Below are 23,020 nucleotides of genomic sequence, written 5' to 3'. Positions count from 1 at the left end.
AAGCGATCCTGGAGGAGACGGCCGTGAAGGGGATAATCCTCGCCGGTGGCAGCGGCACCCGGCTGCAACCGGTCACGCTGGCGGTGTCGAAGCAGCTGCTACCGGTCTATGACAAGCCGATGATCTACTACCCGCTCTCGGTGCTGATGCTCGCCGGCATCACCGATATCGAGATCATCGCCACCCCGGACGATCTGCCGCGCTTCCGGCAGCTGCTGGGCGACGGGTCGGCGCTCGGATTGTGCCTGACCTACGCCGAGCAGGACAAGCCGCGCGGGCTCGCGGACGCGTTCCTGGTCTCCGAACGGCACATCGGCGCCGATTCGGTGGCATTGGTACTGGGGGACAACATCTTTCACGGTCCAGGATTTGTCGAGGTGCTACAGCAGAGTAGTCAGGACGTCGACGGCTGCGTTCTGTTCGGTTACCCGGTGCTCGACCCGCAACGCTACGGGGTCGCCGAGCTGGACGCCGAGGGCCGCCTGCTCGACCTGGTGGAGAAGCCGGCCCGGCCGCGGTCGAATCTCGCGGTCACCGGGCTGTACTTCTATCACAACGACGTCGTCGCGATCGCGAAGGATCTGCAGCCCTCCGCGCGCGGCGAATTGGAGATCACCGACGTCAACCGCACTTTCCTGGCGCAGGACCGGGCCCGCCTCGTGCCGCTCGGCCGCGGCTTCGTCTGGCTCGACGCGGGCACCCACGAGGCGCTGCTCGAAGCGGGTCAGTACGTCGAGATCATGGAGCGGCGCCAAGGCGTACGGATCGCCTGCATCGAGGAGATCGCGCTGCGCATGGGCTTCATCGATCAGGAGTCCTGCCACCGGCTCGGCAGGCAACTCGCGAAATCGCCGTACGGCCAATACGTCATGGACATCGCGGCCGCCGTGTGAGCGCGCCCGATCTCGCGATGTCCGTTCCGATCACCCGAACTACCAAGGGAGCAAACTCATGACCACCCGTGTATGGGACTACCTGCCCGAGTACGAAAAGGAGCGCGAGGACATCCTCGACGCGGTGCAGACCGTGTTCGGATCGGGTCAGCTGATCCTCGGCGAGAGCGTGCGCGGTTTCGAACGGGAATTCGCGGCTTACCACGGGCTCGCGCACTGCACCGGTGTCGACAACGGCACCAACGCACTGAAACTCGGCCTGGAAGCCCTCGGTGTCGGACCCGGTGACGAGGTGATCACCGTGTCGAACACCGCGGCGCCCACCGTCGTCGCGATCGTCGGCGCCGGTGCGACACCGGTTTTCGTCGACGTGCGGGCCGAAGACTTCCTGATGGACACCGATCAGGTGGCGGCCGCGATCACGCCGCGCACGAAAGCTATTGTGCCCGTGCATCTTTACGGACAGTGCGTGGACATGACGCCGCTGCGGCGGCTGGCCGCCGAACACGGGCTGCAGATCCTGGAGGACTGTGCCCAGGCACACGGCGCCCGGCAGGGGGAGCAGTTGGCGGGCACCATGTCCGATGCCGCGGCGTTCTCCTTCTATCCGACCAAGGTGCTCGGCGCCTACGGCGACGGTGGCGCGGTGGTCACCCCCGATGCGAACATTCAGCGAAATCTGCAGCAGCTGCGCTATTACGGCATGGACAAGGTCTATTACGTGATGCGCACGCCGGGCCACAACTCCCGGCTCGACGAGGTGCAGGCCGAGATTCTGCGCCGCAAGCTCGGCCGGCTCGACGACTACATCGCGGGCCGCAACACCGTGGCGCGGCGGTACGAGCAGGGGCTCGGCGATCTCGCCGACTCGCACGGATTGCTGCTGCCTGCCACGAATCCCGGCAATACCCACGTCTACTACGTCTACGTCGTGCGACACCCGAAGCGCGACGCGATCATCGAGGCGATGCGCGAGCACGACATCCTGCTCAACATCAGCTACCCGTGGCCGGTGCACACCATGACCGGATTCGAGCATCTGGGTTGGCGCGCCGGGCAACTGCCGGTCACCGAAGGGCTTGCGCAGGAGATCTTCTCGCTGCCGATGTATCCGGCGCTGAACGAGGCCGAGCAGGACCGCGTCATCGAGGTGCTGCGCACCGTCGTGGCGGGGCTGTGAGCGTGCGCTCCGTCCGGACCCGCTCCGACGAGGACCTGTCGGAGCGGCTCGCGTTGTCGGCCGCGGCCACCGGGGCCGGTGCGTGGCTGCGCACGGCGGACTTTCCGGCGTGGCTGGCGGGGCGGGCGGCCGCCAACCGATTCGAGGTGCGCCGCATACCGTTTCGCGAGATGGACGCCTGGTCCTTCGCGCCCGACACCGGGAACATGCGGCACCGCACCGGAAAGTTCTTCAGCGTCGAGGGGCTCTCGGTGCAGGTGGACGAAGGGGCGGTGCGGTCGTGGCAGCAGCCGATCATCCTGCAGCCCGAGGTCGGGATACTCGGCATCCTGGCCAAGGAATTCGACGGTGTGCTGCACTTTCTCATGCAGGCGAAGATGGAGCCGGGCAACCGGAATCTGCTCCAGCTCTCGCCGACGGTGCAGGCCACGCGCAGCAATTACACCGGCGTGCATCGCGGGAGCAACGTCCGATACCTGTCCTACTTCGCCGATCTCGGCGCCGGGCGGGTGCTCGCCGACGTGCTCCAGTCCGAACACGGCGCCTGGTTCTATCGCAAGTCGAACCGGAACATGCTGGTGGAGACCACCGATGACGTCCCGGTGCATCCGGACTTCTGCTGGCTGACCCTCGGCCAGATCGGCGCACTGCTGCAGGCCGACAACGTGGTGAACATGGACTCGCGCACCGTGATCGCGACCTTCCCGATGAACGGAACCAGTGCTGTCGCACTGCGTTCGGATGCCGAGCTGCAATCGTGGTTCACCGTCGAGCGCGCCCGGCACGACGTGGAGATCTCGCTGATGCCGCTGGCCGACGTCGGCGGCTGGCACCGGGGCGAAACCCATATCGGCCGCGCCGACGACCGATTCTTCCGGCTCATCGCGGTCGAGGTGGAGGCGGGCAGCCGGGAGGTCACCTCCTGGACCCAGCCGCTGTTCGAGCCGCACGGCCAAGGCATCGCGGCCTTCGTGTTCCGCCGGATCGACGGCCTGCCACACCTTTTGGTGCAGGCGAAGGTCGAGGCAGGCTTCCTCGACACGGTCGAGCTGGCGCCGACCGTACAGTGCGTGCCTGCCAACTGGGACCAGCGACCGCCGTTCCTGGATGTGGTCCGCGACGCGGGTCCGGACCAGATCCGTTACGACGTAGTGCATTCCGAGGAAGGGGGGCGGTTTCTCAACGCGGAAAGCCGCTACATGTTCGTCGAGGCGGACCTGCCGCTGGAAGTGCCGCGCAACTACTGCTGGGCCACCCCCGCGCAGTTGAATTGGCTCGCGGGCCACGGTCATTACCTCAACGTGCAGGCCAGGACGCTGCTGTCCTGCCTCAACGCGGGGGCCGTTTCGCTGAATCAGGATTTCGCACACCATGGTTGATGTTCAACAGCGTCTGCACGCTTTCCTCGACAAGGCCGAGCTGGTCGAGCTCTTCGACCGCTACGTGCACCACCTCGACTTCGACCGGGACAACGACGCATGGCTCGATGCGGTGTTCACCGACGATGCCGAACTCGTCTTTCCCCAGGGCACGTTTCGCGGCATGGCCGAGCTGCGCGAGTTCCAGCGCATGGCGTACGAGAAGTTTCCGCGGTCGCACCACCTCGGCGGCAACCACCGGGTGGTGTGCGACGGCGACACCGCCACGGTGACGGCACATCTCACCGCGGTGCACATCGGGGCCGCCGCGGGCCCGGCCGGGCACACCTCGTTCGGCGGATTCGGCACGGCCGCCGCGGTGCGCACCGCGGCGGGGTGGCGGATGCGCCGCTTCACCTTCACTTCCGCATGGAGCCGGCCGTAGCCGGGCTATGCGTGCTGTGCGTCGTATCGGTGTCCGATGAAGCGGAAGCCGATACCACGCACGGTGACGATCCACTCGCTCGTGCCCAGCTTCTTGCGGAGGCTGTTGATATGGGTGTCCACGGTCCGGCTCGACAGCGTGCCGTCCCAGATCTCCTCGGTGATGGTGCTGCGCTCGATGACCTTGTCCGGATTGGAGGCGAGCAGGTACAGCAGGTCGAATTCCTTTCTCGTCGTCTTGACGAGATCGCCGGCCAATTCGACGCGTCGGGCATCGGCGTCGACGGACAGCGGACCGTGCCGGATCGAGGTCGCGGTGACCGGCGTGGGCGCCATACATTCATCGGGCACGAATCGGCGCAAGACCGCTTGGATCCGCGCGATCAATTCTCGCGCGCCGTACGGTTTGGTGATGTAGTCGTCGGCGCCGGAACGCAATCCGAGCACGCGATCGAGGACCGAATCCCGGGCCGTCACGATGATGATCGGGACGGCGCTGGTGTCCCGGATGGCGCGGCAGACCTCGATACCGTCGAGATCGGACAGATCGACATCGAGCAGCACCAGATCGGCATTGTGGTAACACTCCAGCGCGCTGCCCGCGGTATCGACCGCGGTCACCGTATAACCGTGCCGAACCAGTCGCTCGGTCAGCGACCGCCGTTCTGCCTCATTGCTTTCCACCAAGAGAATGTGGTGGTTCGCCGACCGGTCGGCGTCGAAACATTGTAGCTCCATAATCCCCCGATACATCACAGCTCGTACTGCAGATTGCGGTGGGTGAGCGCATTGCTCCGACGGACGCGCCGTCGGGCTCGGCTGCACAGTTCTTGTGGAATTACTTGTCGCGCTGGCCTTTCCTGGCCGGGTGGCACGCCGCGTGCTCCGTGGCCGGAATGTAATACGCGATAGCCGGGCTGCTCGACGCTGGGCAGCTGGGCTGGGGTAGGCTGGGGAAAGGTCGAATTACGTTGTGGCAGTGTTGATTTGGCAGTGCCCTCCGTTCGCTCTATGATGCCCGGAGATCCTATCAGATGGGATGATCCGAGGTCTTCGTATTGTCATGTGACGCAACGTATGTCGATATACGCGCCGGATTCCCGCGCGTCGCGGATAGTAGATGACAAGCTATTGGTCCAGCTTTCGAACAATACGAACTAAACTTGTCAGTCCGCGTATCTCGTAGTGATGCCCACACTTTCGTGGTCAGGCTCGGGCCTAACCCCTGTGGTACTGTCGGCCTTGCCGTCGGACGGCGACCTCCGGTCCGACGGGCGTCCCAGGTGGGGCGCGGTTTTATCGGTCGCCGTGCTCCAATGCGGGAAAGTTTGGGGGGTATTTCGACGTGCAGTCCGGACAACGGAAGTCGACACAGGGTCCGATTACTCACCAGGGTGAGCGAAGTACGGGCGCGATGACGAGGTGGTCTGTTGGGCAACGAATCCTGATTGTCGACGGTAACCCGGCATCGCGGGCGGAACTTGCCAAATATATGACCCGGCATGGCTACGAAGTTGCGGAGGCCGATTCCGGTCTGGCGGCGGTGGACGCGTGTACCGCTTATGACCTGGTTATCGTGAGTCTCGAACTGCCGGATATGGATGGTCTTTATGTATGCCGGAGTGTCGCCGAGTGCGGCGTACCGATAATCGTCACCGCGGAACGGAAGTCGGAACTGGATTGCGTGCTCGCATTGCAGGCCGGAGCCGACGACTACATCGCCAAGCCCTATCACTTCCGTGAACTCGCGGCCCGGGTCGAGGCGCTGATGTGGCGCCGGTCGGCCCGGGTGCGCCGAGCCGAGCCCGCGCTCGAGCACGGACCGCTGCGCATCGACGCGCTGGCCCGCGAGGTCACCGTGTTCGGCCGCCGGATCGCGCTCACCCGCAAGGAGTTCGACCTGCTGGTCCTGCTGGCGGAGAACAGCGGGCGGGTGGTGCCGCGGGCCGAGATCATGCGCGCGGTCTGGGGCCACAACTGGTCGCGCCGCACCGCCGATACGCATGTCAGCAGCCTGCGCGCCAAGCTCGGCGCCAGTGAATGGATCATCTCGGTGCGCGGTGTCGGTTTCAAACTCGTCAGCGACGCCTACCCTGCCGCGCACCACCCGATGGTCGATACGGGCTGACGGTGCGCTGCCTCGCCGGATCATCGGGGGCGGTTACTTCTGCCCGCGCTTGAAGCTGTCGGTCAGGCGTGGGACGCCCTCGGTGGTGACCACGTCGACCGACGCTTTGACGTTCCGGTTCTCCATCACCTCGCGCAACAGCGCGTCCGCCAGGTCGGCGCGTGCGGTGTAGCGGCCGGGGATCCCGGACGGGCCGATCGTGTAGTCGGTGACCCGGTCGGCGTCGAACAGGCCCGAGGCGCGCACGATCGTCCAGTCCAGGCCGCTGTTCTCGACGATGTCCTCCATCCGGCCCATGTCGAAGTAGGCGGTGCGGCCCAGGGTGAGCAGGATGGGCAGCAGGACCGTGCGGAAGAGGAACGTCTCGCCCGGCGCGGCCTTACCCGCGACGCAGACGGAGCTGACGCACACCAGGCGGCGGACACCATGGGTCCGCATGGCGGGCAAGATATTTCCCAGACCTTCGGAGAATATCGATACCGGCTTCATCGTGTATTTACCGCCGAGAATGGATATCACCGCATCCTGGCCCGCGACCGCGTTCTTCACCGATTCGGCCTCGAGCGCGTCCACCTGGACGACTCGCAAATTCGGTGCGGTGAGCGGGAATTCGCCGGGGCGGCGGACCGCTGCGGTCACTTCATAGCCCTTGTCTATTGCCTGCTGGATGACCTGTAGTCCGGTCGGCCCACTGGCACCGAATACAACAAACCTCATCTTGCTTCTCCCACCGGCTGATACAGCTATTTGTCAGTTTTCTCGGTCGCGCCTTGCGGTCGCGCGCCCGCATATCCCGTGAGCAGCGGAATGACCAGGGAATCGATCACCCGCTCGAAATATGCGCCCTCCATTGGTTCTTCCTTGTCGAGCAGGCGATAGAAGATCATCGCGGGCACGACGTCGGCGATGAGTTCGGTATCGGCTCCCGCCGCGATCTCGCCGCGTTCACACGCCCGATGCACGATGGCGGCATAGGCTGCCCGGCGCGGTTGCGAGATAACGCGTTCGACGGTTTCGCGCAATTGCTGATCGCGTTTGATCGCCGAAGCGATCGCGGACAGGATCGAATCCCGCTGACTGCTCGGGTCGAGATACATGGCGCCCACGGCGATCAGATCCGAACGCAGGCTGCCGGTGTCGGGCAGCGGCTCGTCCCAGCTCAGCGCCTGGATCGCGTCGCGGACCAGTTCCGACTTGTCCTTCCAGCGTCGATACACGGTGGCCCGCCCCGCGCCGGCCCGGGCCGCGACGGCGTCCATGGTCAGCCGGTCGTAGCCGACCTCGGGCAGGATCTCGCTGACGGCGGCCAGCAGTGCGCGATCGCGATCCGGATCCCGGGGCCTACCACCGGGTTTCGCTTTGGGCTCGCCGCTCTGTTGTGTCGACACACCGACAGCGTAGCGGCGCGGGAGTTACGAAACAAGCGTGTTCTGTATCGCATCTCCAATTATGAAACGAGTGCGTATCGTTTCGTAATGAACCTCGTGGAAGGAATGGAATGAGTGCAGGTCAGGACGGTAAGGGTGGGTCGTTCGAGCTGAGCCGCCGCCGCTTGCTGGTGGTCGGCAGCGGGCTCGCGGTAGCGGCGTGCACGACCGATGGCTCCGGTACGGAGGCGGCCCCCGGAGATGATTCGAAGCTGCGATCCGCCGTGCGCGGGCGAGTGCTGCTGCCCGGCGACGAGGGGTTCGACCTCGCTCGTAAGCCGTGGAATCTGACGGTCGACCAGTCGGTGCGCGCCGTCGTCGAACTCGCCGACGCCGAGGATGCCACCGCGCTTGTGCGGTATGCCAAAAATGCTGGCAGTACCTTGGCAGTCCAGCCGAACGGACACAATCCCTCGCCGGCGGTGAACGGAACGATTCTGGTACGCACCAAGCGGCTGAACGAGATCCGCGTCGATCCGGTCGCGCGCACCGCCCGGGTCGGCGCCGGCGTCTCCTGGGGGCAGGTGCAGGAGATCGCGAGCTCGCACGGATTGACCGGGGTGGCGGGCAGCGCGCCGGGCGTCGGCATCACCGGGTACACCCTCGGCGGCGGATTGAGCTGGTTCGCACGCAAATTCGGCTGGGCCGCCGAGAGCGTCACCGCGTTCGAGATCATCGACGCCGACGGACGCACCCGGCGGGTGACGGCCGCGACGGAGCCGGATCTGTTCTGGGCCCTGCGCGGTGGCGGTGGCGACTATGCGCTGGTCACCACGATCGAGTTCGGGTTGCACCCGGCTCCCGCCCTGTACGGCGGCAAGGTGCTGTGGTCCGCCGACCGGGCGCCGCAGGTGATGGCCGCCTTCCGCGAGGTGACCGCCACGGCTCCGGACGAGCTGACGCTCTGGTGGAGCCTGCTCCAATTCGACGGCGCCCCACCGATGGTCGGCCTCGACGTCACCTATCTCGGCGACGAGGCGGCCGGGCAGGCGCTGCTGCGTCCGTTCGACGGTATCGACGGCAAGATGCGCGATACCCGCAGAGTGCTGCCGATCGCCGAATTGGGCACCATCACCGGGGAACCCGCCGAGCCCAGTCCGATCCGCTCGCAGATCGAACTGCTGAACGGGCTCACCGACGCCGACGTCGCCGGCCTGCTGGGCAAGCCGATGGCGCCGGTCGCCGCGGTGCAGGTCCGCCATCTCGGCGGCCGCCTCGCGCGCGCGTCCGACACTCCGGCCGGCGCCGTCGCCGCCCCGTACTACATCGGCCTGATCGCGCCCGAGGTCACCCCGGATATGGCCGCCGCCAACGAGACTCGGATGGCGGACTACCTCACCGCCCTCGGTTCGTCCCGCAGCCGTCGGACGCCGCTGACCCTGCTGGGTCCCGGCCAGACCGCCGCGGACGCCTTCACTCCCGACACGCTGGCCCGGCTGCGCGATATCAAGCGCAGCGCGGACCCGCACGGTGTGTTCCGCAGCAACTTCCCGGTCCTCGACCCGAAGTCCGGCCGCTGAACCACCGACCGAACGTGGCCGCAGCCGCGGCTGCGGCCACGCCGGTTCTCGATGTCAGTACGAAATGCCGTTCGAAAAGGGGGATTACGTCATGTCGCATGCTCTCGACATCAATGGTCGCGCTCGGGGCGGGTCGGTGACCTGGCCGGACGAGATCGATGACATCCTCGCCGGCGATCTCACCGCCGGCCTCGTCTATTCCACCCCGGCCGCGGGCGCGGTGGTCACCGCGGTCTCGCCCATCGGTTTGCGTGATCGGGCAACGGGGACAATCGGTTTCACCACCTCGCTCGGCATGGGCCGCAAACTGGACCGGATCGAGCGCGAGCCCAAAGTGGCCCTGGCCTTTCACAGCCGCGCGCACGGTCTCGGCGATCCTGCCAACCGGCGCTACGTGCTCGTGCAAGGCACGGCCCGTTTCGATCCCGAACCCGATCGGGCGGTGCTCGACGAGATCGGCGCCCAGTCCGCGCCGTTCATGGGCGAGCGGCGTCGCGGCGCCTTCTGGGACCGCTGGCTTAGCGCCTATTACGACGATCGCGTGCTCGTCGAGGTCACGGTGACCCGGATCGTGTGCTGGCCCGACCTGCACGCCGCCGAGCGGCCGGTGGTCTACGGCGCGCCGCTACCGGTTGAGCAGGTGCCCCCGCAGATCCGTCCGGCGAAGGGCATCGTGCCCCGGGTGGACGTGCTGAAATCCGCGAATCAGATTGCGCGACTGCCCTATCGGTTGCTCGGCTACCGGGATGCCGACGGCTACCCGATGGTGCTTCCGGTCGAGGTGACCGGCCGCGGCGAAGCAGGTATCGAGCTGTTCGTGCCGGGCGGTCTGCCATCCGGCGGTCGCCGGGCGGGCCTGCTCGCCCACTCGTACAACCCCAAGCTCGTCGGCGTGGAGATCGGTCAGTACACCGGCTGGCTGGAGGCCGACGACACCGCGGCCAGGTACGCGCCGCACACTCGCTCGGTCATCAAAGCGCCGGCGAGCGGCACGATCATGATGCTGGTGTTCGGATTCCTGGCCCGGCGCAGGTTGAAGGCGCGCAGACGACGACAGTCGTAGCCGGTCCGGTCCGCCCGCGCCGCCGAACCGCCGTTTCCCGGGAATTCACGGCGGGCACAGGACCATCACGGAGAATGGGGCAGATCGATGATCAGCGCCTGATCCGATGGGAGCCACCGCCATGCACGACGACCGTCGATTGATCGAAGATCGCCTCGGGCGAGTACTCGGCGAACGGATCACACCCGCGATCTACGGCGCATCGGTGCCGATGCAGGTGTCCATCTGGGTTGCACCGGACGAGCCGGTACCGGTGGCCGAGGGTCTGGCCGCGCCGCGGACGCCGACCGCGCCGGGTGCGGCCTGGGGTGCGCCGTGGGGCACCAGCTGGCTGACGGTGGAGGGCACCGTGCCGGCGGCGTGGGCGGGCAAGACCGTCGAGGCGATCATCGACGTCGGTTTCGACCGGAACATGCCCGGTTTCCAGTGCGAGGGCCTGGTGTATCTGCCGGACGGGTCGCCGGTGAAGGGGCTGCACCCGCGCAACCAGTGGGTGCGGGTGGGGTCTCCCGCGGTGGGTGGCGAGCATGTGCTGCTGCATGTCGAAGCGGCGTCGAACCCGATCATCCCGTTTTTCGGGCCGACGCCGCTGGGCGACAAGTCCACCGCGGGCACCGAGCCGCAATACCGGCTCGGCCGAATGGATCTCGCGGTCTTCCACGACGACGTCTGGCACCTGGTGCAGGACCTCGAGGTGCTCGGCGAACTGATGCACGAGATGCCCGAGGATCCCGCCCGCCGCTACGACATCGTGCGCGCGATCGAGCGCGCGCTGGACGCCATCGATCTGCAGGACGTGCCCGCCACCGCCGCCGCGGCGCGCGCCTGCCTGGCCGAGGCGCTGGCGCAGCCCGCGATTGCGTCGGCTCATCGAATCTCGGCGGTGGGGCACGCGCATATCGACTCGGCCTGGCTGTGGCCGCTGCGCGAGACCGTCCGCAAGGTGGCTCGGACCACCGCGAACATGACGGCGCTGCTGGCCGAGGACCCCGAGTTCGTCTACACGATGTCGCAGGCGGCGCAGTACGACTTCGTCAAACAGCAACGCCCCGAGGTCTATGCGAAAGTCAAAGCGGCCGTGGCCGAAGGGCGGTTCGTGCCCGCGGGCGGGATGTGGGTCGAGGCGGATACCAACATGCCGGGCTCCGAGGCGATGGCGCGCCAGTTCGTGCACGGCAAACGATTCTTCCTGGCGGAATTCGGGATCGAGAACGAAGAGGCGTGGTTACCGGACACCTTCGGCTTCGCGGCCGGGCTGCCGCAGATCATCAAGGCAGCTGGCTCGAAATGGCTACTGACGCAGAAGATTTCCTGGAGTCAGATCAACAAGTTCCCGCATCACACCTTCCTGTGGGAGGGCATCGACGGCACCCGTATCTTCACCCACTTCCCGCCCGTCGATACCTACAACTGCTCCATGGCCGGGCGCGAGATCGCGCACGCCGCAAGAAATTTCAAAGACAAGGGCCGGGCGTCGATGTCGCTCGCGCCGACCGGCTGGGGTGACGGCGGCGGCGGGACGACGCGCGAGATGATCGCCAAGGCGGCCCGGATGAAGGACCTCGAAGGTTCGCCGAAGGTGCTGTGGGACAAGCCCGCCGACTTTTTCGCCCGAGCCGAGGCGGAGTACCGGAATCCGCCGGTGTGGGTGGGGGAGCTGTACCTCGAGCTGCACCGTGCCACCCTCACCAGCCAGGCGAAGACCAAGCAGGGCAACCGGCGCAACGAACACCTGCTGCGCGAGGCGGAGTTGTGGGCCGCGACGGCGACGGTGCGCAAGCGCGCCGCATACCCCTACGAGGCACTGGACCGGCTCTGGAAGACGGTGCTGCTGCACCAGTTCCACGACATCCTGCCCGGTTCGTCGATCGCCTGGGTGCATCGAGAGGCGGAGCGCACGCACGCGGCGGTGACCACGGAACTGACCGCGCTCATCGATCAGGCGCACCGGCAGCTCGGCGGCGATCAGGCGGGACCGAATGTCTTCAACCCCGCGCCACACGCCTGGCGCGCGGTGCCCGCGGGCGGCGCCGGACCGCAGCAGTCGGAGGCGCCGTGCACGGTGGCCGAGCGGGCCGGCGGCGGGTTTGTGCTCGACAATGCCCTGCTGCGGGTGGAGATCGACGCGCGCGGTCTGGTGGTGTCGGTGTTCGACCTCGCCCAGCAGCGCGAGGCACTGCCGCCGCAGACCCCTGCGAACCTGCTGCAGTTGCATCCGGACCTGCCCAACTCGTGGGATGCCTGGGATGTCGATCTGTTCTACCGGAATCGGGTCACCGATCTCACCGACGCGGATTTCGTGGTGGCGGAAACGGATTCGCCGATCGACGCGGTGGTGCGGGTGGGCCGCTCGTTCGGTTCGTCCAAGATCGAGCAGACGCTCACGCTGCGCGCTGGCGCGCGCAGTCTCGACATCGACACCCGCGTCGACTGGTACGAGACCGAGAAGTTCCTCAAACTGGCCTTCCCCCTGGACATCCACGCCGACCGCTACGCGTCCGAAACCCAGTTCGGGCATCTGTACCGGCCCACGCACACGAATACCAGTTGGGAATACGCGAAGTTCGAAGCCTGCAATCATCGTTTCGTGCACTTCGCCGAACCCGGTTGGGGTGTCGGGCTGGTCAATGACTCCACCTACGGCCACGACGTCACCCGGACGGTCCGGCCCGACGGCGGAACGACGACAACGGTGCGGGCCTCGCTGTTGCGCGCGCCGCGGTTCCCCGATCCGGAGACCGATCACGGCACCCACGACTTCCGGCACGCCCTGTTGCCGGGCGCCTCGATCGGGGACGCGGTCGCCGCGGGCTATCGGATCAATCTCGCTCGCCCGACCGCCGGCGTCGCCGACCCGGTCGCGCCCCTGTTCACCGTCGACAACGACGCGGTGGTGACCAGCGCGGTCAAGCTGGCCGACGACGGCAGCGGCGATGTCGTCCTTCGCCTCTACGAAGCGCACGGCGGTCGTGCCACCGCCCTGATCACCCCGGATTTCGAGACCACCGGCCAGCAGGTGTGCGATCTGCTGGAACGACCGTTGTCCGGCGCAGTCCCGGTGCTCGTGGAATCCGGCGGAGTTCGCGTGCGACTGCGGCCTTTCCAACTCGTCACGCTGCGTTTCACGCGCCCCGCGGCGTAGGCAAGGGGCCGAGGGTGGCCCCGCGCCGGGGTGTAGCGGCGCGGGGCCATCGTGGCTGCCGGTACACGCTCCGGCACTGTCTACGGTAACCCCAAATTATTTATCAGGGAAGCCGAACTCGCCGAGTCGTGGCGAAACCCGAGGTGAAGGTGTGGTTTCGCGGCTGGAGCCTTGTAACGTTCTGATCGGCGTAGGGAACACCGGTGCGAATCCGGGGCTGTCCCGCAACTGTCACCGAGGAGCAAACCGCCAGTTCATGGCCACGACCTGCCCAGGTTGGAAGGCCGGCGGTGCGCGTCGAATCGGGAGCCAGGATACCTGCGCCGCGGTAAGGGACGAACACCACGAGGATGGCGATGCACAACTCCACATCGACCGCGCCCGCATTCGGGCGGCGGCGGTTACTGCTCGGTGCGACCGCACTGGCCGCGTTCGGCGGCGCGTGGGCGCTGAGCGGCTGCGGTACCGACGCGAACCCCGGTAACACACCCGATGGCCCACCCCGGCCCGGCGGGCGGTTGCGCACGGCGATCGCGGGCCGGTCGGCCACCGCCGATGTTCTCGACCCCCATCAGGCGGGCAGTTCGGCGGGCGGCGCGGTCTCGAAGAACGTGTGGGACAAGCTCGTCGCCTACAACAACGACCTCACCCTGCGGTACCGCTTGGCGGAATCGTTGCAGCCCAATGCCGACGGCAGCGAGTGGCGGATCACTCTGCGTCCCGGCGTGCTCTTCAGCGACGGCACACCCCTCACCTCCCGGGACGTGCTGTGGAGTTTCACGCGCATGCTGGACCCGGCCCGCAAGTCCTCCGGTGACCTCGCCATGGTCGACATGGCCCGGACCCGCGCCGATGGCGATCTCGGCGTGGTGGTGGCGATGAAAACGCCGCTCGCGGACTTCGGTTCGGTGCTCGCGGGCTGGTACTGCTACATCGTCAAGGACGGCACGACCACCTTCGACGAGCGCACCCTGCCGGTGGGCACCGGACCCTTCGCGCTGGTGCGGTGGTCGCCCGGGGACCGAACGCTGTTGCGGCGCAACGAGCGACACTGGGACGGGCCGGCCCTGCTGGACGAGGTGGAGATCATCCAGATCGCCGAGACCGAAGCCCGGGTGAACGCCTTCCTCTCCGATCAGGCCGATGTGGTGCACGAGGTGTCGTATCTGCAGGCCAGCAATCTGTCCGGCGATCCGGACGTCTCGGTGATCGTGCCGCCCGCCGGGTTGATGGGCGCCTTCCAGATGCGGGTGGACATCCCGCCGTTCGACGACGTGCGGGTGCGGCAGGCGATGCGGCTGGCGGTGGACCGGCAGGCGATGGTCGACTCGGTGTACTACGGCTACGGCGAGGTCGGCAACGACGTGTACGGCAAAGGCGCGCCCTACTACGCCGATTCGCTGCCGCAACGCACCTATGATCCGCAGCGGGCCCGTGAGCTGCTGCGCGCGGCGGGGAAGGAAAACCTCACGGTCGCACTGCAAACCGCCGACGGTATGCCGGGCATGCTCGAATCCGCCACCCTCTACGCCGAGCAGGCGAAGGCGGCGGGGATCACCATCCGGCTCGAATCCGTGCCGGCCGATACCTACTTCTCCCAGGTCAGCGGAAAGTACCCGCTGACCCACATCGGTTGGTGGAACTACAGTCTCGACTACTTCTACGGCCAGACCATGACCAGCACGTCGCCGAGCAACGGCACCGGCTGGCAGCGCCCTGAGTGGGACGCGAAGTTCGCGGCGGCGCGCGCGGCGATGGACCCGCAGCGCCGCCGTCAGCTCTACCTCGAACTGCAGCAATCGCTCTGGGACGAGGGCGGCTACATCCTGCACAGCTTCGCGAAACGACCGGATGCGGCAAGGCCGTTCGTGCGCGGGGTGCGCAACGGAGTGCCCGGCACGGACGACTGGGCGAACTACGCCACGACCTGGCTGGCTCGCTGACGGTCGTGCTTCGCTATGTCGCACTTCGAGTGTGCGCGGGCATCGCCGTGCTGCTCGGCGTCGCCCTGATCGTGTTCGGTCTGTTCGAGACGCTGGATTCCGATGCGGCCACCGTCATCCTGTCCCGGGAAGGCGGTGGCGATCCGGCGCCCGCGCAAGTGGCCGCGCTGCGCGCGCAATTGGGTCTGGACCGGCCCGCGCCGGTCCGATTCGCGGAGTGGGCGGGCGATTTCGCGCGGGGCGACTTCGGCAATTCGCTGATTTCCGGGCGCCCGGTGCGCGAGGTGCTGCTCGGCAGGTTCGCCAACAGCGCGACACTGGCGCTGCTCACCGCGGCGTTGCTGGTGCCACTGGCGATCGGGTTCGGCTTGGCGGCCGGCGCACGGGCCGGTTCGCGGACCGATCGGGTGATCAGCGTCGCCGCGCTCACCGCGGAGTCGGTGCCGTCCTTCGTGTCCGGTGTGCTGCTGGTGGCGACCGTCTCGCTGACCCTGCAGCTGCTGCCCGCCGTCTCGCTGCTGCCGACCGGCACCAGCGTCTGGGACCGACCGGAGATCCTCGTGCTGCCCGTGACCTGTCTGCTGATCGGGTTGTCACCACACCCGGTGCGCATGGTGCGCGCCCAGACCGCCGAGGTCATGGCCAGCGAGTACATTCTGACCGCGCGGCTCAACGGAATCAGGGGTGCGCGCTTGTTCTTGCGGCACGTCGCGCCCAACGCGATCTCGGCGTCGATCCATCCGCTGGCCGGTTCGGTGGTCGGGTTGATCGGTGGTGTGGCCGTGGTGGAGACGCTGTTCGTCTATCCGGGCCTGTCCCAGGAGTTGTTGCGCGCCATCTCCGCTCGTGATTTTCCGTTCGTCCAGTCGACGGCCGTCCTGCTGGCGGCCTTCGGCATCGGGGTCCACCTGCTCGCCGACCTGCTCGCGCTGCTGGTGAGTCCGCTTGCGCGGCAACAGATCGTGGCGGGCCGATGAGGCGGCGGCTGCGGACACCGTGGACGGTGAGCGCCCTCGCCGTGCTGCTGGTGGCGCTTGCCGGTCCGCTCTGCGCGCCGTACCCACCGACCGCCGCGCACGGCCGGCCGTTCCAGCCGCCGAGCGCGCGCCATCTGCTCGGCACCGACGTGGTCGGGCGCGACGTGCTGTCCCGGGTCCTGCACGGCGGTCTGTCGCTGGTCGCGACCGCCGGGCTGGCGCTGCTCGTCGCCTACGGACTCGGCCTCGGGCTCGGCCTGGTCGCGGGGCTGCGCCGCGGCGCCGACCGCTGGATCATGCGGCCGGTCGACGCGATCGTCGTCGTACCGTGGTTCCTGCTGCTCGCGGTGCTCGCGACGGCGATCGGCGCGGGGCCCGCCGCGATCGTCGCGGCGAGCACCCTGGCGTCGGTGCCGTGGATCATCCGCATCGTGCGCACCGCGGTGCTGGAACTCGCGGGTACCGGCTACGTCGAATCCGCGCGCGCCCGAGGCGAACCCCTGTGGCGGCTCGCGCTGGTCGAAGTGCTGCCGAATCTGCGGTCGGTGGTGCTGGCCGATGCGGGTGTGCGGATGTCGATGACCATCTCGATGGTCGCGGTGAGCGGCTTCCTCGGCCTCGGGCTGCGCCCGCCCGCACCGGACTGGGCGCTGATGATCACCGAGAACCGGCCCGGGTTCGGGCGCCAGCCATGGGCGGTGCTCGCACCGGCGTTACTGATCATGGTGCTCGTGGTGTCGATCAACCTGGTCGTGGACCGTGTGCTGGGCGCGCAGCGCGCGACGCGGGGCAAGACGGTATCGCCCAGCCGGACCGGCGCTGCCGGAGTGCGGGTGGAGCGGCTCACGGTGCGGGATCGCGCGGACAACCTTTTGCTGCAGGATGTTTCGGTTCAGCTGCGCACCGGCCGCGGTGTAGCCGTGGTCGGCCCGTCCGGCGCGGGCAAGACGACGTTCGCCCGCGCGGTGCTCGGTGCTCTGCCCGCCGGGCTGCAGGCCGAAGGGATGATCGAAGTCGGTGCGGCACAGGGGGAACGGCGGACCACCGGCTACGTACCCCAGGACCCGGCGTCCGGGCTCAATCCGTCGTTGCGGATCGGCACCGCGATCCGCGAGATCGCCCGGCTGCACGGCGATTCCGGCGATGGTGTCGGGCAGGCCTTGCGCCGCGTCGGCCTACCGGACGACCGCCGCTTCCGGCGCCGGTTCCCGCACCAGCTCTCCGGCGGCCAGCAGCAACGGGTGCTGCTGGCGATGGCGCTGCTCGGCGAGCCCGCGCTGCTCGTGCTCGATGAGCCGACCACCGGGCTCGACGCGCAGACCCGTGATGAGCTGGTGGCTACGTTGCGCCGGATCAGGCATGACAGCACGATCACCCTGCTGGTGATCACGCACGAGGTCGCGACCCTGGCCGAGCTGATCGATGACGTGCTCGAATTCGATCAGGGCCGAGTTCGCTCGTTCGCGCCGCCTCGCGAGGAAACGCCTTGTGACACAGCGGGTTCCCGGTCATTCACCAAGAAAGACACGGTCCCTCCGGTGCTTCGCGTCGAGCAGCTGACGGCCGGGCACGGGCACCGCAGGCACTTTCGGGCGGTCGCCACCGACCTGTCTTTCACGCTGCATCCCGGCGAATGTCTTGCCCTGAGCGGACGTTCGGGTGCGGGCAAGACCACCGTGGCCCGCGTGCTCGCCGGCCTGCACCGGCCCGCGCACGGCCTGCTCGAACTCGACGGCGCCCGCTTGGCGCCCGACGTGGATCGGCGGACCACCGCGCAGCGGCGCGCGATTCAGCTGATCTATCAGAACCCCGCGACCTCGCTGAACCCGCACTACCGCATCGGCTTTCAGATCAGCAGGCCGCTGCGTCTGCTGCGCGGGATGACGCCCGAGGCCGCTGCCCGTGAGACCGTCCGACTGCTGGAATCCGTTCGGCTCGAACCGAACCTGGCCGCCCGCCGCCCCGGTGAGCTGTCCGGCGGGCAACAGCAGCGAGTCGCCATCGCCCGCGCGCTCGCCGCCGATCCGAGCATCCTGATCTGCGACGAGATAACGTCCGCCCTGGACGCCAGGGCCCGGGAAACCGTCCTCGACCTGCTCGCCGAGTTGCGCCGAGATGGCCTGTCCCTCATAGTGATCAGCCACCAGCGCGCCGTACTCGATCGCCTCGCCGACACGACCCTCACGCTGACCGCATCGAGCGCCGACCTCGATACTCGGGCGGGTCGGTCCTTGCCCGTCGGGAGCCGGACCTGAGCCGCTAACGGTGGGGGATCGGCAGGCCTGCGGCGCGCAGTTCGGCCTCGACCAGCGCGGTGAGCCGGGCCGAGACCGGGGAATCGCGATGGTTGTTGATCAGCCTGTACTGGGTGGCCGCGTTGGTCCAGGCGTTCAGGTCGGTGACTTTCGCGGGTGACGCGGTGTCGGCGAGATAGTGCTCGGCCATGGCGGTGGCGAGTTCTGCGATCCTCGGATCGTCGGGATCCCAGCTTTCCGCGGCCCAGCCGCGTTTGGCCAGGTCGATGTGCCCAGGATCGCTGAATCGGTGTTCGAGCTGGGCCAGGAAACCGTCGAAACCGTTGGGCACCAGGGCTCGCGTCAACACCAGGGCCTCGCGTTGCACGGCCACATAGCCGGGGTCGAAACCGAGTTCTGCCATTCGGTCGAGCAGCGCGCAGGCGCGGTCGGGCAGCAGGGCGCGGTCGCCGTCGGCGAGCCGGTGCAGGGTATCGCGCCGGGCGACCAGGTCCGCGATCCGTTCGTTCAGCAGGCGTTCGGCCTCGGCCAGGGCGGTGGCGAACTGCGCGGCGTCGGCGTCGAGCAGCGGCCCGATCTCGGCCAGCGGGATGCCGGCCGAGGCCAGGGCCCGGACCTGGACGAGCCGCAGCAGCTCGTCCGATCCGTAGCGGCGATAGCCCGAGCTGTCGCGCGCGGGTTCCTCGATCAACCCGTGCTTGTGATAGTGCCGCACGGTTTTGACCGTGACACCGGCGAAGGCCGCCGCCTGTCCGATCGTGACGCCGTTCATCATTCGTCCAGCTTGCCTGGTGCGCGGGCAGGTCGGTCTACTCGGCCTGCGCGCCGCCGAACACCGCCGCGACGAGCCGCTGCATGCCCTGCTGGAACGCGCCGGACAGGGACAGGTCGGCGTCGTCCACCGAATTCAGCGTCGCGGTCAGGGTCTTGCGGCCGTCGAGCGAGCTGTACATCAGCGCCCCGTGACCGCCGATACCGCCGTTGTGGGTGATGAGGGTACCGCCGCCGTTCGGCGCCTCCTGCACGAAAACCCCCAGGCCGTAACCGAATTCGGGATGCGGGGTGAACATCTGCGCGAGCAGTTCGGCGGGCAGGAGTGCGCCGCCCACCAGTGCGGCGATGAAGGTGTGCAGATCCCGGGTGGTCGAGATCATGTCCCCGCCGCTGGAGATCCAGGACGGATTCTGCCGGGTGACATCAACCGTGTGTGCCACCCCGGCCGCGTCCTCGTACCGGTAGTAGGCGTGGGCGTGCGGTTCGGCGATCTCCGGCTCGACCGTCGGGGCCACGGTGTCGGTCAATCCCAGCGGTCCCAAGATCAGCCGCTGCATCTCCGCGGCGTAGGGGCGGCCGCTCACCTTTTCGATCAGCAGCCTGGCCAGCACGTAGTTGGTGTTGGAGTAGCTCCAGCCCGCGCCCGGCTCGAACCGGGTCGGGTTGGTCGACGCCAGCTGGACCAGTTCCTCGGGACGGTAGGTCTTGAACCGGTTCTCCACCCACTCCTGGCCGGACCAGGCGATCCCGCGGACCATCCAGCCGTCGTTCCACGGCACAGCCGCTGCGTTCTCGCGTTCGGTGTAGAACTCGCCGGTGAAGTTGAAGATTCCGCTGGTGTGCTGCAGCACCATGCGCACCGTGATCCGCGAATCCAGCTCGAACTCGGGCAGGTAGCCGATCAGCGGTGCGTCCAGGTCGATCTTGCCCTCGGCCACCAGCTGCAACACCACGGTCGCGATGAAAGTCTTTGTGTTGCTGCCGATCCGGACGTGCCCCTCGATCGGAGGTGCGGCCGTCTCGCCCAGCTTGCACAGTCCCGCACTCCCGGTCCATTCGCCGCGCTCGTCGTGCACGCGCAGGGTGACGCCCAGAAAACCCGAATCGACCATGCTCTGGATGGCCTGTTGCAGTTCCGGGCGTTCCAGAACGACGGTATCGGTGCTCATGGTGGTACTCCTTCAACTCTGTTCCGTGCGGCGCATTCCGTGCCGCTGGAACGAGCGTCCACCCTGACCTCGGGTCAACCTCAACAGTGATCTGGCTCACTGCATCTTCGGCGCTCACGGAGCCCTCCGACGCTGCATCGGATTCGGCAGGTACGCCAGGTGACAGGGTGGCGATACCGCCCTGACGCACACGGACGTCGGCCCTGCGCCTGCCCGGCGTGCCTGGGGCGTGGCGAATACAAGGCGGCGGACCTGCGCCGCCGGTACCCGGTCGAAGGCCCCGAGCCTACGAAACCACAACTGCTGCACCAACTGCGGCACGCGAACGATGATGACGACCTGGTCGATGCGCTGTGGGGTCTGAGCCGGCGCAGTCGCGGTGCTGTTGGCGATATCGCGCACCTGATCGAGCACGCCAACCCCGACGTGCGGTACGCGCTCGCGGTGGCATTGCGCAGCTATCGGGGGAGCGCGGCCCGTCGACTGCTGGCGGGCTTGGCCACCGACCCGGATCCCGAGGTGCGCGAGGTGGCGGTCGGTACCACGGGGTGAGAAGGGCGTGGCGTTGCGCTACCCGAGGGTGATCTCGGTGGGTGGATGGCGCGGATAGATTTTCGCGGACTCGGAAGGGGACGCGATGCGATACACGACGGTAGCTGCGGCGGTGGCCGCGGTCCTGGTGGTCAGTGGCTGTGGCGAAACGACCGGCGCTGATCCCTTACAGCGCGATGTCGATGCGATCGTGGCGGTGGGCACCACCGGCGTGCAGGCCAGAACGGTGGACACCGCAGCCGGTGTCGACCGCGTAGCCGTGGGCGGCCGCGCGGATATCGCTGTCGCGGAATCGGTTTCGCCGGACGGATACTTCAGGATCGGTAGCCTGACGAAGACGATGGTGGCGACCGTGGTGCTCATGCTGGTCGGGGAAGGACGGCTCGGCCTCGACGACGCCGTGCCTCGATGGTTGCCGGATCTGTTGCACGGCAACGGCTATGACGGAAATCGGATCACCGTGCGGCAACTGCTCCAGCACACCAGCGGTATTCGCGACGCTCCGCTGGAAATGCACACCGCCGAGGACTATCACCGCCTCCGCTACCAGACCCGCACCCCGCAGCAGGTGGTGGCGTCCGCCATGGAACAGGCGCCCGATTTCGCACCGGGCGCCGGTTGGTCGTACTCCAACACCGGCTACGTCTTGCTGGGTCTGATCATCGAACAGGTGACCAAGCGTCCGTGGTACACCGAGATCGGCACGCGCATCCTCGAACCGCTGGGGCTGCGTGACACCCGGTGGCCCGGCGACCAGCCGACGCTACCCGCCCCACATGCGAAGGGCTATCAGCAATTCGAGGTCGACGGACCGATGGTCGAGGTCACCGAACTGATCGACGCCGACGCGTCCGGCGGTTACCTGTCCACCACGGCGGATATCGGTACCTTCTATCGAAAATTATTGGACGGCAGCCTGTTACGTCCCGAAGAACTCGCCCAGATGCGCGCCACGGTCCCGGTCGACGGCGTCACCGCGAAAGCGTGGCCGGGCGCACGCTACGGGCTCGGACTGTTCTCGGTCCCGTTGTCCTGCGGCGGTACCTACTGGATGCACAACGGCGGCCAGACGGGCTACCTCAGCAACGCCGGTGTGACCGAGAACGGAGCCCGCAGCGTCGTCGTCTCCCTCACCGGCACGCTCGCCGTGGGTGGCGAAGACATCACGCGCAGTGCGGGATTCGCCCAACTGCAGGCGGCCGACGAACTGACCGATCACGCACTCTGCGCGGCTTAGCCGGCGTGGTCAGCGGAAGTTCAGGATGAAGTCGAAGGTGCCCTCCTTCCCGGTGGGCACCGTCCGCACCGTCATCAGCAGCCGCCGGTCGAAGATGGAATCGGTGTTGTTGCGCGGCTCGCCGGGGAAATACAGCTGGGTGGTGAGTATCCGCTGGTTGGGCGCCTGCACCTTCACATGGATGTGCCGGGTGCGGCCGGGGTAGAGGCCGGGCACGATGGTCGACAGGCTGAATCGGCCGTTCGCGTCGGTGAACTGATGCCCGCGCCAGTTGTAGCCCGAATTGTCGTAGGCTCCGGCGTTGTCGGCCTGCCAGAAGTCCAGCAGAGCTTGGGCCACCGGGCGGCAAGAGCGCGTGAACACATAGCCGCTGACCGTCAGTCGGGTACCCGGCGCGCCCGGGAGCACCAGGTCGCTGCGCCGAGGCGAATTCGGTTTGAAATAGGGGCCTTCGGTCTGCGCGATGGTGGCCGCGTCGCCGTCGTGGCAGGCCGGGGTGGGTTCGAGGTCGTCCGGCACCGCCTGTGGCGGACTGGCGTTTCCGCTGGTAGCCGCAGTGGCGGCGGTCATGGCCGCCGCGGCCGGTACCGCCAGCAGGCCCATCTGCAGGAGGCGTTTGCGGGTGATCGCCTGGGGGATGTCGGCGTCGTCGTCGGACAGGGGTCGATCGGTCATGATTGTTCATCTCCTCGCGGGACTGGATTGCCGAAGTGCGCGGGCTTCGACTCCGGCGGCGCCGACAGCTCTGATCATTGCGCGACGCGCAACCTGAGTGCGCGTGCGGCGGCTTGGCTGGTGATCAAAGATCTTGTCGGCGAGGGTATTTCAAATTTGAACGCGAGAAGAACGATAAGTCGGTCGCTGTGGGGCGGACAAGAAGTGCAGTCTGAAATGTGCGCCGGGTTACCTGGTCGCTTATCGAAACACTCTGGGCTGCAATGGGATTCGCCGCACAGTT

Annotated in this window: 19 protein-coding genes and 1 riboswitch; of the genes, 13 read left to right on the top strand and 6 right to left on the bottom strand. The window is 67.5% G+C overall.

Going from position 1 to position 23,020, the window contains the following annotated elements:
* Positions 1–23: 23 nt before the first annotated feature.
* Genes rfbA through NVU01S_RS07920 form a run of 4 tightly spaced genes read left to right on the top strand, consistent with a single transcriptional unit; the run spans position 24 to position 3,876 of the window.
* Positions 24–893 (top strand): glucose-1-phosphate thymidylyltransferase RfbA, encoded by an 870-nt coding sequence (rfbA, locus tag NVU01S_RS07935; RefSeq protein ID WP_043663704.1) that lies wholly within the window; start codon positions 24–26, stop codon positions 891–893.
* 58 nt (positions 894–951) lie between these two features.
* A complete protein-coding gene (locus NVU01S_RS07930; RefSeq protein ID WP_043663387.1) occupies positions 952–2,073 on the top strand; it encodes a DegT/DnrJ/EryC1/StrS family aminotransferase in 1,122 nt (373 codons plus the stop codon).
* Positions 2,070–3,452 carry an NDP-hexose 2,3-dehydratase family protein gene (locus NVU01S_RS07925; RefSeq protein ID WP_043663390.1) on the top strand — a complete coding sequence of 461 codons (1,383 nt, stop codon included), beginning with the start codon at positions 2,070–2,072 and terminating at the stop codon, positions 3,450–3,452. Before NVU01S_RS07930 ends, NVU01S_RS07925 begins: the two co-directional genes overlap by 4 nt.
* Positions 3,445–3,876, top strand: a complete 432-nt coding sequence (locus NVU01S_RS07920; protein ID WP_043663393.1) for a nuclear transport factor 2 family protein — start codon at positions 3,445–3,447, stop codon at positions 3,874–3,876. The genes NVU01S_RS07925 and NVU01S_RS07920 overlap by 8 nt, the downstream gene beginning before the upstream one ends.
* A gap of 5 nt (positions 3,877–3,881) precedes the next feature.
* Here the strand turns inward: NVU01S_RS07920 and NVU01S_RS07915 are convergent, their stop codons facing one another.
* Positions 3,882–4,613: a response regulator transcription factor gene (locus NVU01S_RS07915; RefSeq protein ID WP_043663396.1), complete on the bottom strand. Its 732-nt coding sequence runs from the start codon at positions 4,611–4,613 to the stop codon at positions 3,882–3,884.
* 676 nt (positions 4,614–5,289) lie between these two features.
* Between NVU01S_RS07915 and NVU01S_RS07910 the strand changes: the two genes are divergently transcribed.
* On the top strand, positions 5,290–6,003 hold the full coding sequence (locus NVU01S_RS07910) for a response regulator transcription factor (RefSeq protein ID WP_081593917.1): 714 nt from the start codon (positions 5,290–5,292) through the stop codon (positions 6,001–6,003).
* A 33-nt stretch (positions 6,004–6,036) separates the two neighbouring features.
* Here NVU01S_RS07910 and NVU01S_RS07905 read toward each other — a convergent pair whose 3' ends face one another.
* Both NVU01S_RS07905 and NVU01S_RS07900 read right to left on the bottom strand, forming a co-directional pair.
* The gene (locus NVU01S_RS07905; protein WP_043663399.1) at positions 6,037–6,720 is read right to left on the bottom strand and encodes an NAD(P)-dependent oxidoreductase; all 684 of its coding nucleotides are present in this window, start codon (positions 6,718–6,720) and stop codon (positions 6,037–6,039) included.
* A 26-nt stretch (positions 6,721–6,746) separates the two neighbouring features.
* Positions 6,747–7,391 carry a TetR-like C-terminal domain-containing protein gene (locus tag NVU01S_RS07900; RefSeq protein ID WP_052280105.1) on the bottom strand — a complete coding sequence of 215 codons (645 nt, stop codon included), beginning with the start codon at positions 7,389–7,391 and terminating at the stop codon, positions 6,747–6,749.
* Positions 7,392–7,501: 110 nt separating this feature from the next.
* On the opposite strand from NVU01S_RS07900, the gene NVU01S_RS07895 reads away from it, so the two are divergent.
* The 6 genes from NVU01S_RS07895 (at position 7,502) to NVU01S_RS07870 (ending at position 18,330) form a co-directional block, all read left to right on the top strand.
* Positions 7,502–8,950, top strand: coding sequence for an FAD-binding oxidoreductase (locus NVU01S_RS07895; protein ID WP_209444743.1), 1,449 nt, complete (start codon positions 7,502–7,504; stop codon positions 8,948–8,950).
* Between the two features lie 91 nt (positions 8,951–9,041).
* The gene (locus NVU01S_RS07890; protein ID WP_052280133.1) at positions 9,042–10,013 is read left to right on the top strand and encodes a pyridoxamine 5'-phosphate oxidase family protein; all 972 of its coding nucleotides are present in this window, start codon (positions 9,042–9,044) and stop codon (positions 10,011–10,013) included.
* 121 nt (positions 10,014–10,134) lie between these two features.
* Positions 10,135–13,155, top strand: coding sequence for an alpha-mannosidase (locus tag NVU01S_RS07885; RefSeq protein ID WP_043663716.1), 3,021 nt, complete (start codon positions 10,135–10,137; stop codon positions 13,153–13,155).
* Between the two features lie 154 nt (positions 13,156–13,309).
* A riboswitch (cobalamin riboswitch) is annotated at positions 13,310–13,495 on the top strand.
* 16 nt (positions 13,496–13,511) lie between these two features.
* A complete protein-coding gene (locus tag NVU01S_RS07880; protein WP_043663718.1) occupies positions 13,512–15,098 on the top strand; it encodes an ABC transporter substrate-binding protein in 1,587 nt (528 codons plus the stop codon).
* 5 nt (positions 15,099–15,103) lie between these two features.
* Complete coding sequence (locus tag NVU01S_RS07875) at positions 15,104–16,075, top strand: ABC transporter permease (RefSeq protein WP_244467079.1); 972 nt, start codon at positions 15,104–15,106, stop codon at positions 16,073–16,075.
* Positions 16,072–18,330, top strand: a complete 2,259-nt coding sequence (locus NVU01S_RS07870; RefSeq protein ID WP_052280106.1) for an ABC transporter ATP-binding protein/permease — start codon at positions 16,072–16,074, stop codon at positions 18,328–18,330. Before NVU01S_RS07875 ends, NVU01S_RS07870 begins: the two co-directional genes overlap by 4 nt.
* A 4-nt stretch (positions 18,331–18,334) precedes the next feature.
* Here the strand turns inward: NVU01S_RS07870 and NVU01S_RS07865 are convergent, their stop codons facing one another.
* On the bottom strand, positions 18,335–19,105 hold the full coding sequence (locus tag NVU01S_RS07865) for a MerR family transcriptional regulator (RefSeq protein ID WP_043663405.1): 771 nt from the start codon (positions 19,103–19,105) through the stop codon (positions 18,335–18,337).
* A gap of 34 nt (positions 19,106–19,139) precedes the next feature.
* Complete coding sequence (locus NVU01S_RS07860; RefSeq protein ID WP_043663407.1) at positions 19,140–20,273, bottom strand: serine hydrolase domain-containing protein; 1,134 nt, start codon at positions 20,271–20,273, stop codon at positions 19,140–19,142.
* Between the two features lie 159 nt (positions 20,274–20,432).
* On the opposite strand from NVU01S_RS07860, the gene NVU01S_RS07855 reads away from it, so the two are divergent.
* Together NVU01S_RS07855 and NVU01S_RS07850 are read left to right on the top strand one after the other, a co-directional pair.
* Positions 20,433–20,825: a HEAT repeat domain-containing protein gene (locus tag NVU01S_RS07855; RefSeq protein WP_052280107.1), complete on the top strand. Its 393-nt coding sequence runs from the start codon at positions 20,433–20,435 to the stop codon at positions 20,823–20,825.
* A gap of 85 nt (positions 20,826–20,910) precedes the next feature.
* Positions 20,911–22,062, top strand: coding sequence for a serine hydrolase domain-containing protein (locus tag NVU01S_RS07850; RefSeq protein WP_043663410.1), 1,152 nt, complete (start codon positions 20,911–20,913; stop codon positions 22,060–22,062).
* A 9-nt stretch (positions 22,063–22,071) separates the two neighbouring features.
* Here NVU01S_RS07850 and NVU01S_RS07845 read toward each other — a convergent pair whose 3' ends face one another.
* Positions 22,072–22,737, bottom strand: coding sequence for a dioxygenase family protein (locus NVU01S_RS07845; RefSeq protein WP_043663413.1), 666 nt, complete (start codon positions 22,735–22,737; stop codon positions 22,072–22,074).
* Positions 22,738–23,020 lie beyond the last annotated feature (283 nt).

The organism is Nocardia vulneris, from assembly GCF_001613425.1.
GTDB classification, from domain to species: domain Bacteria; phylum Actinomycetota; class Actinomycetes; order Mycobacteriales; family Mycobacteriaceae; genus Nocardia; species Nocardia vulneris.
This window is presented reverse-complemented; position numbering and strand designations above follow the sequence as displayed.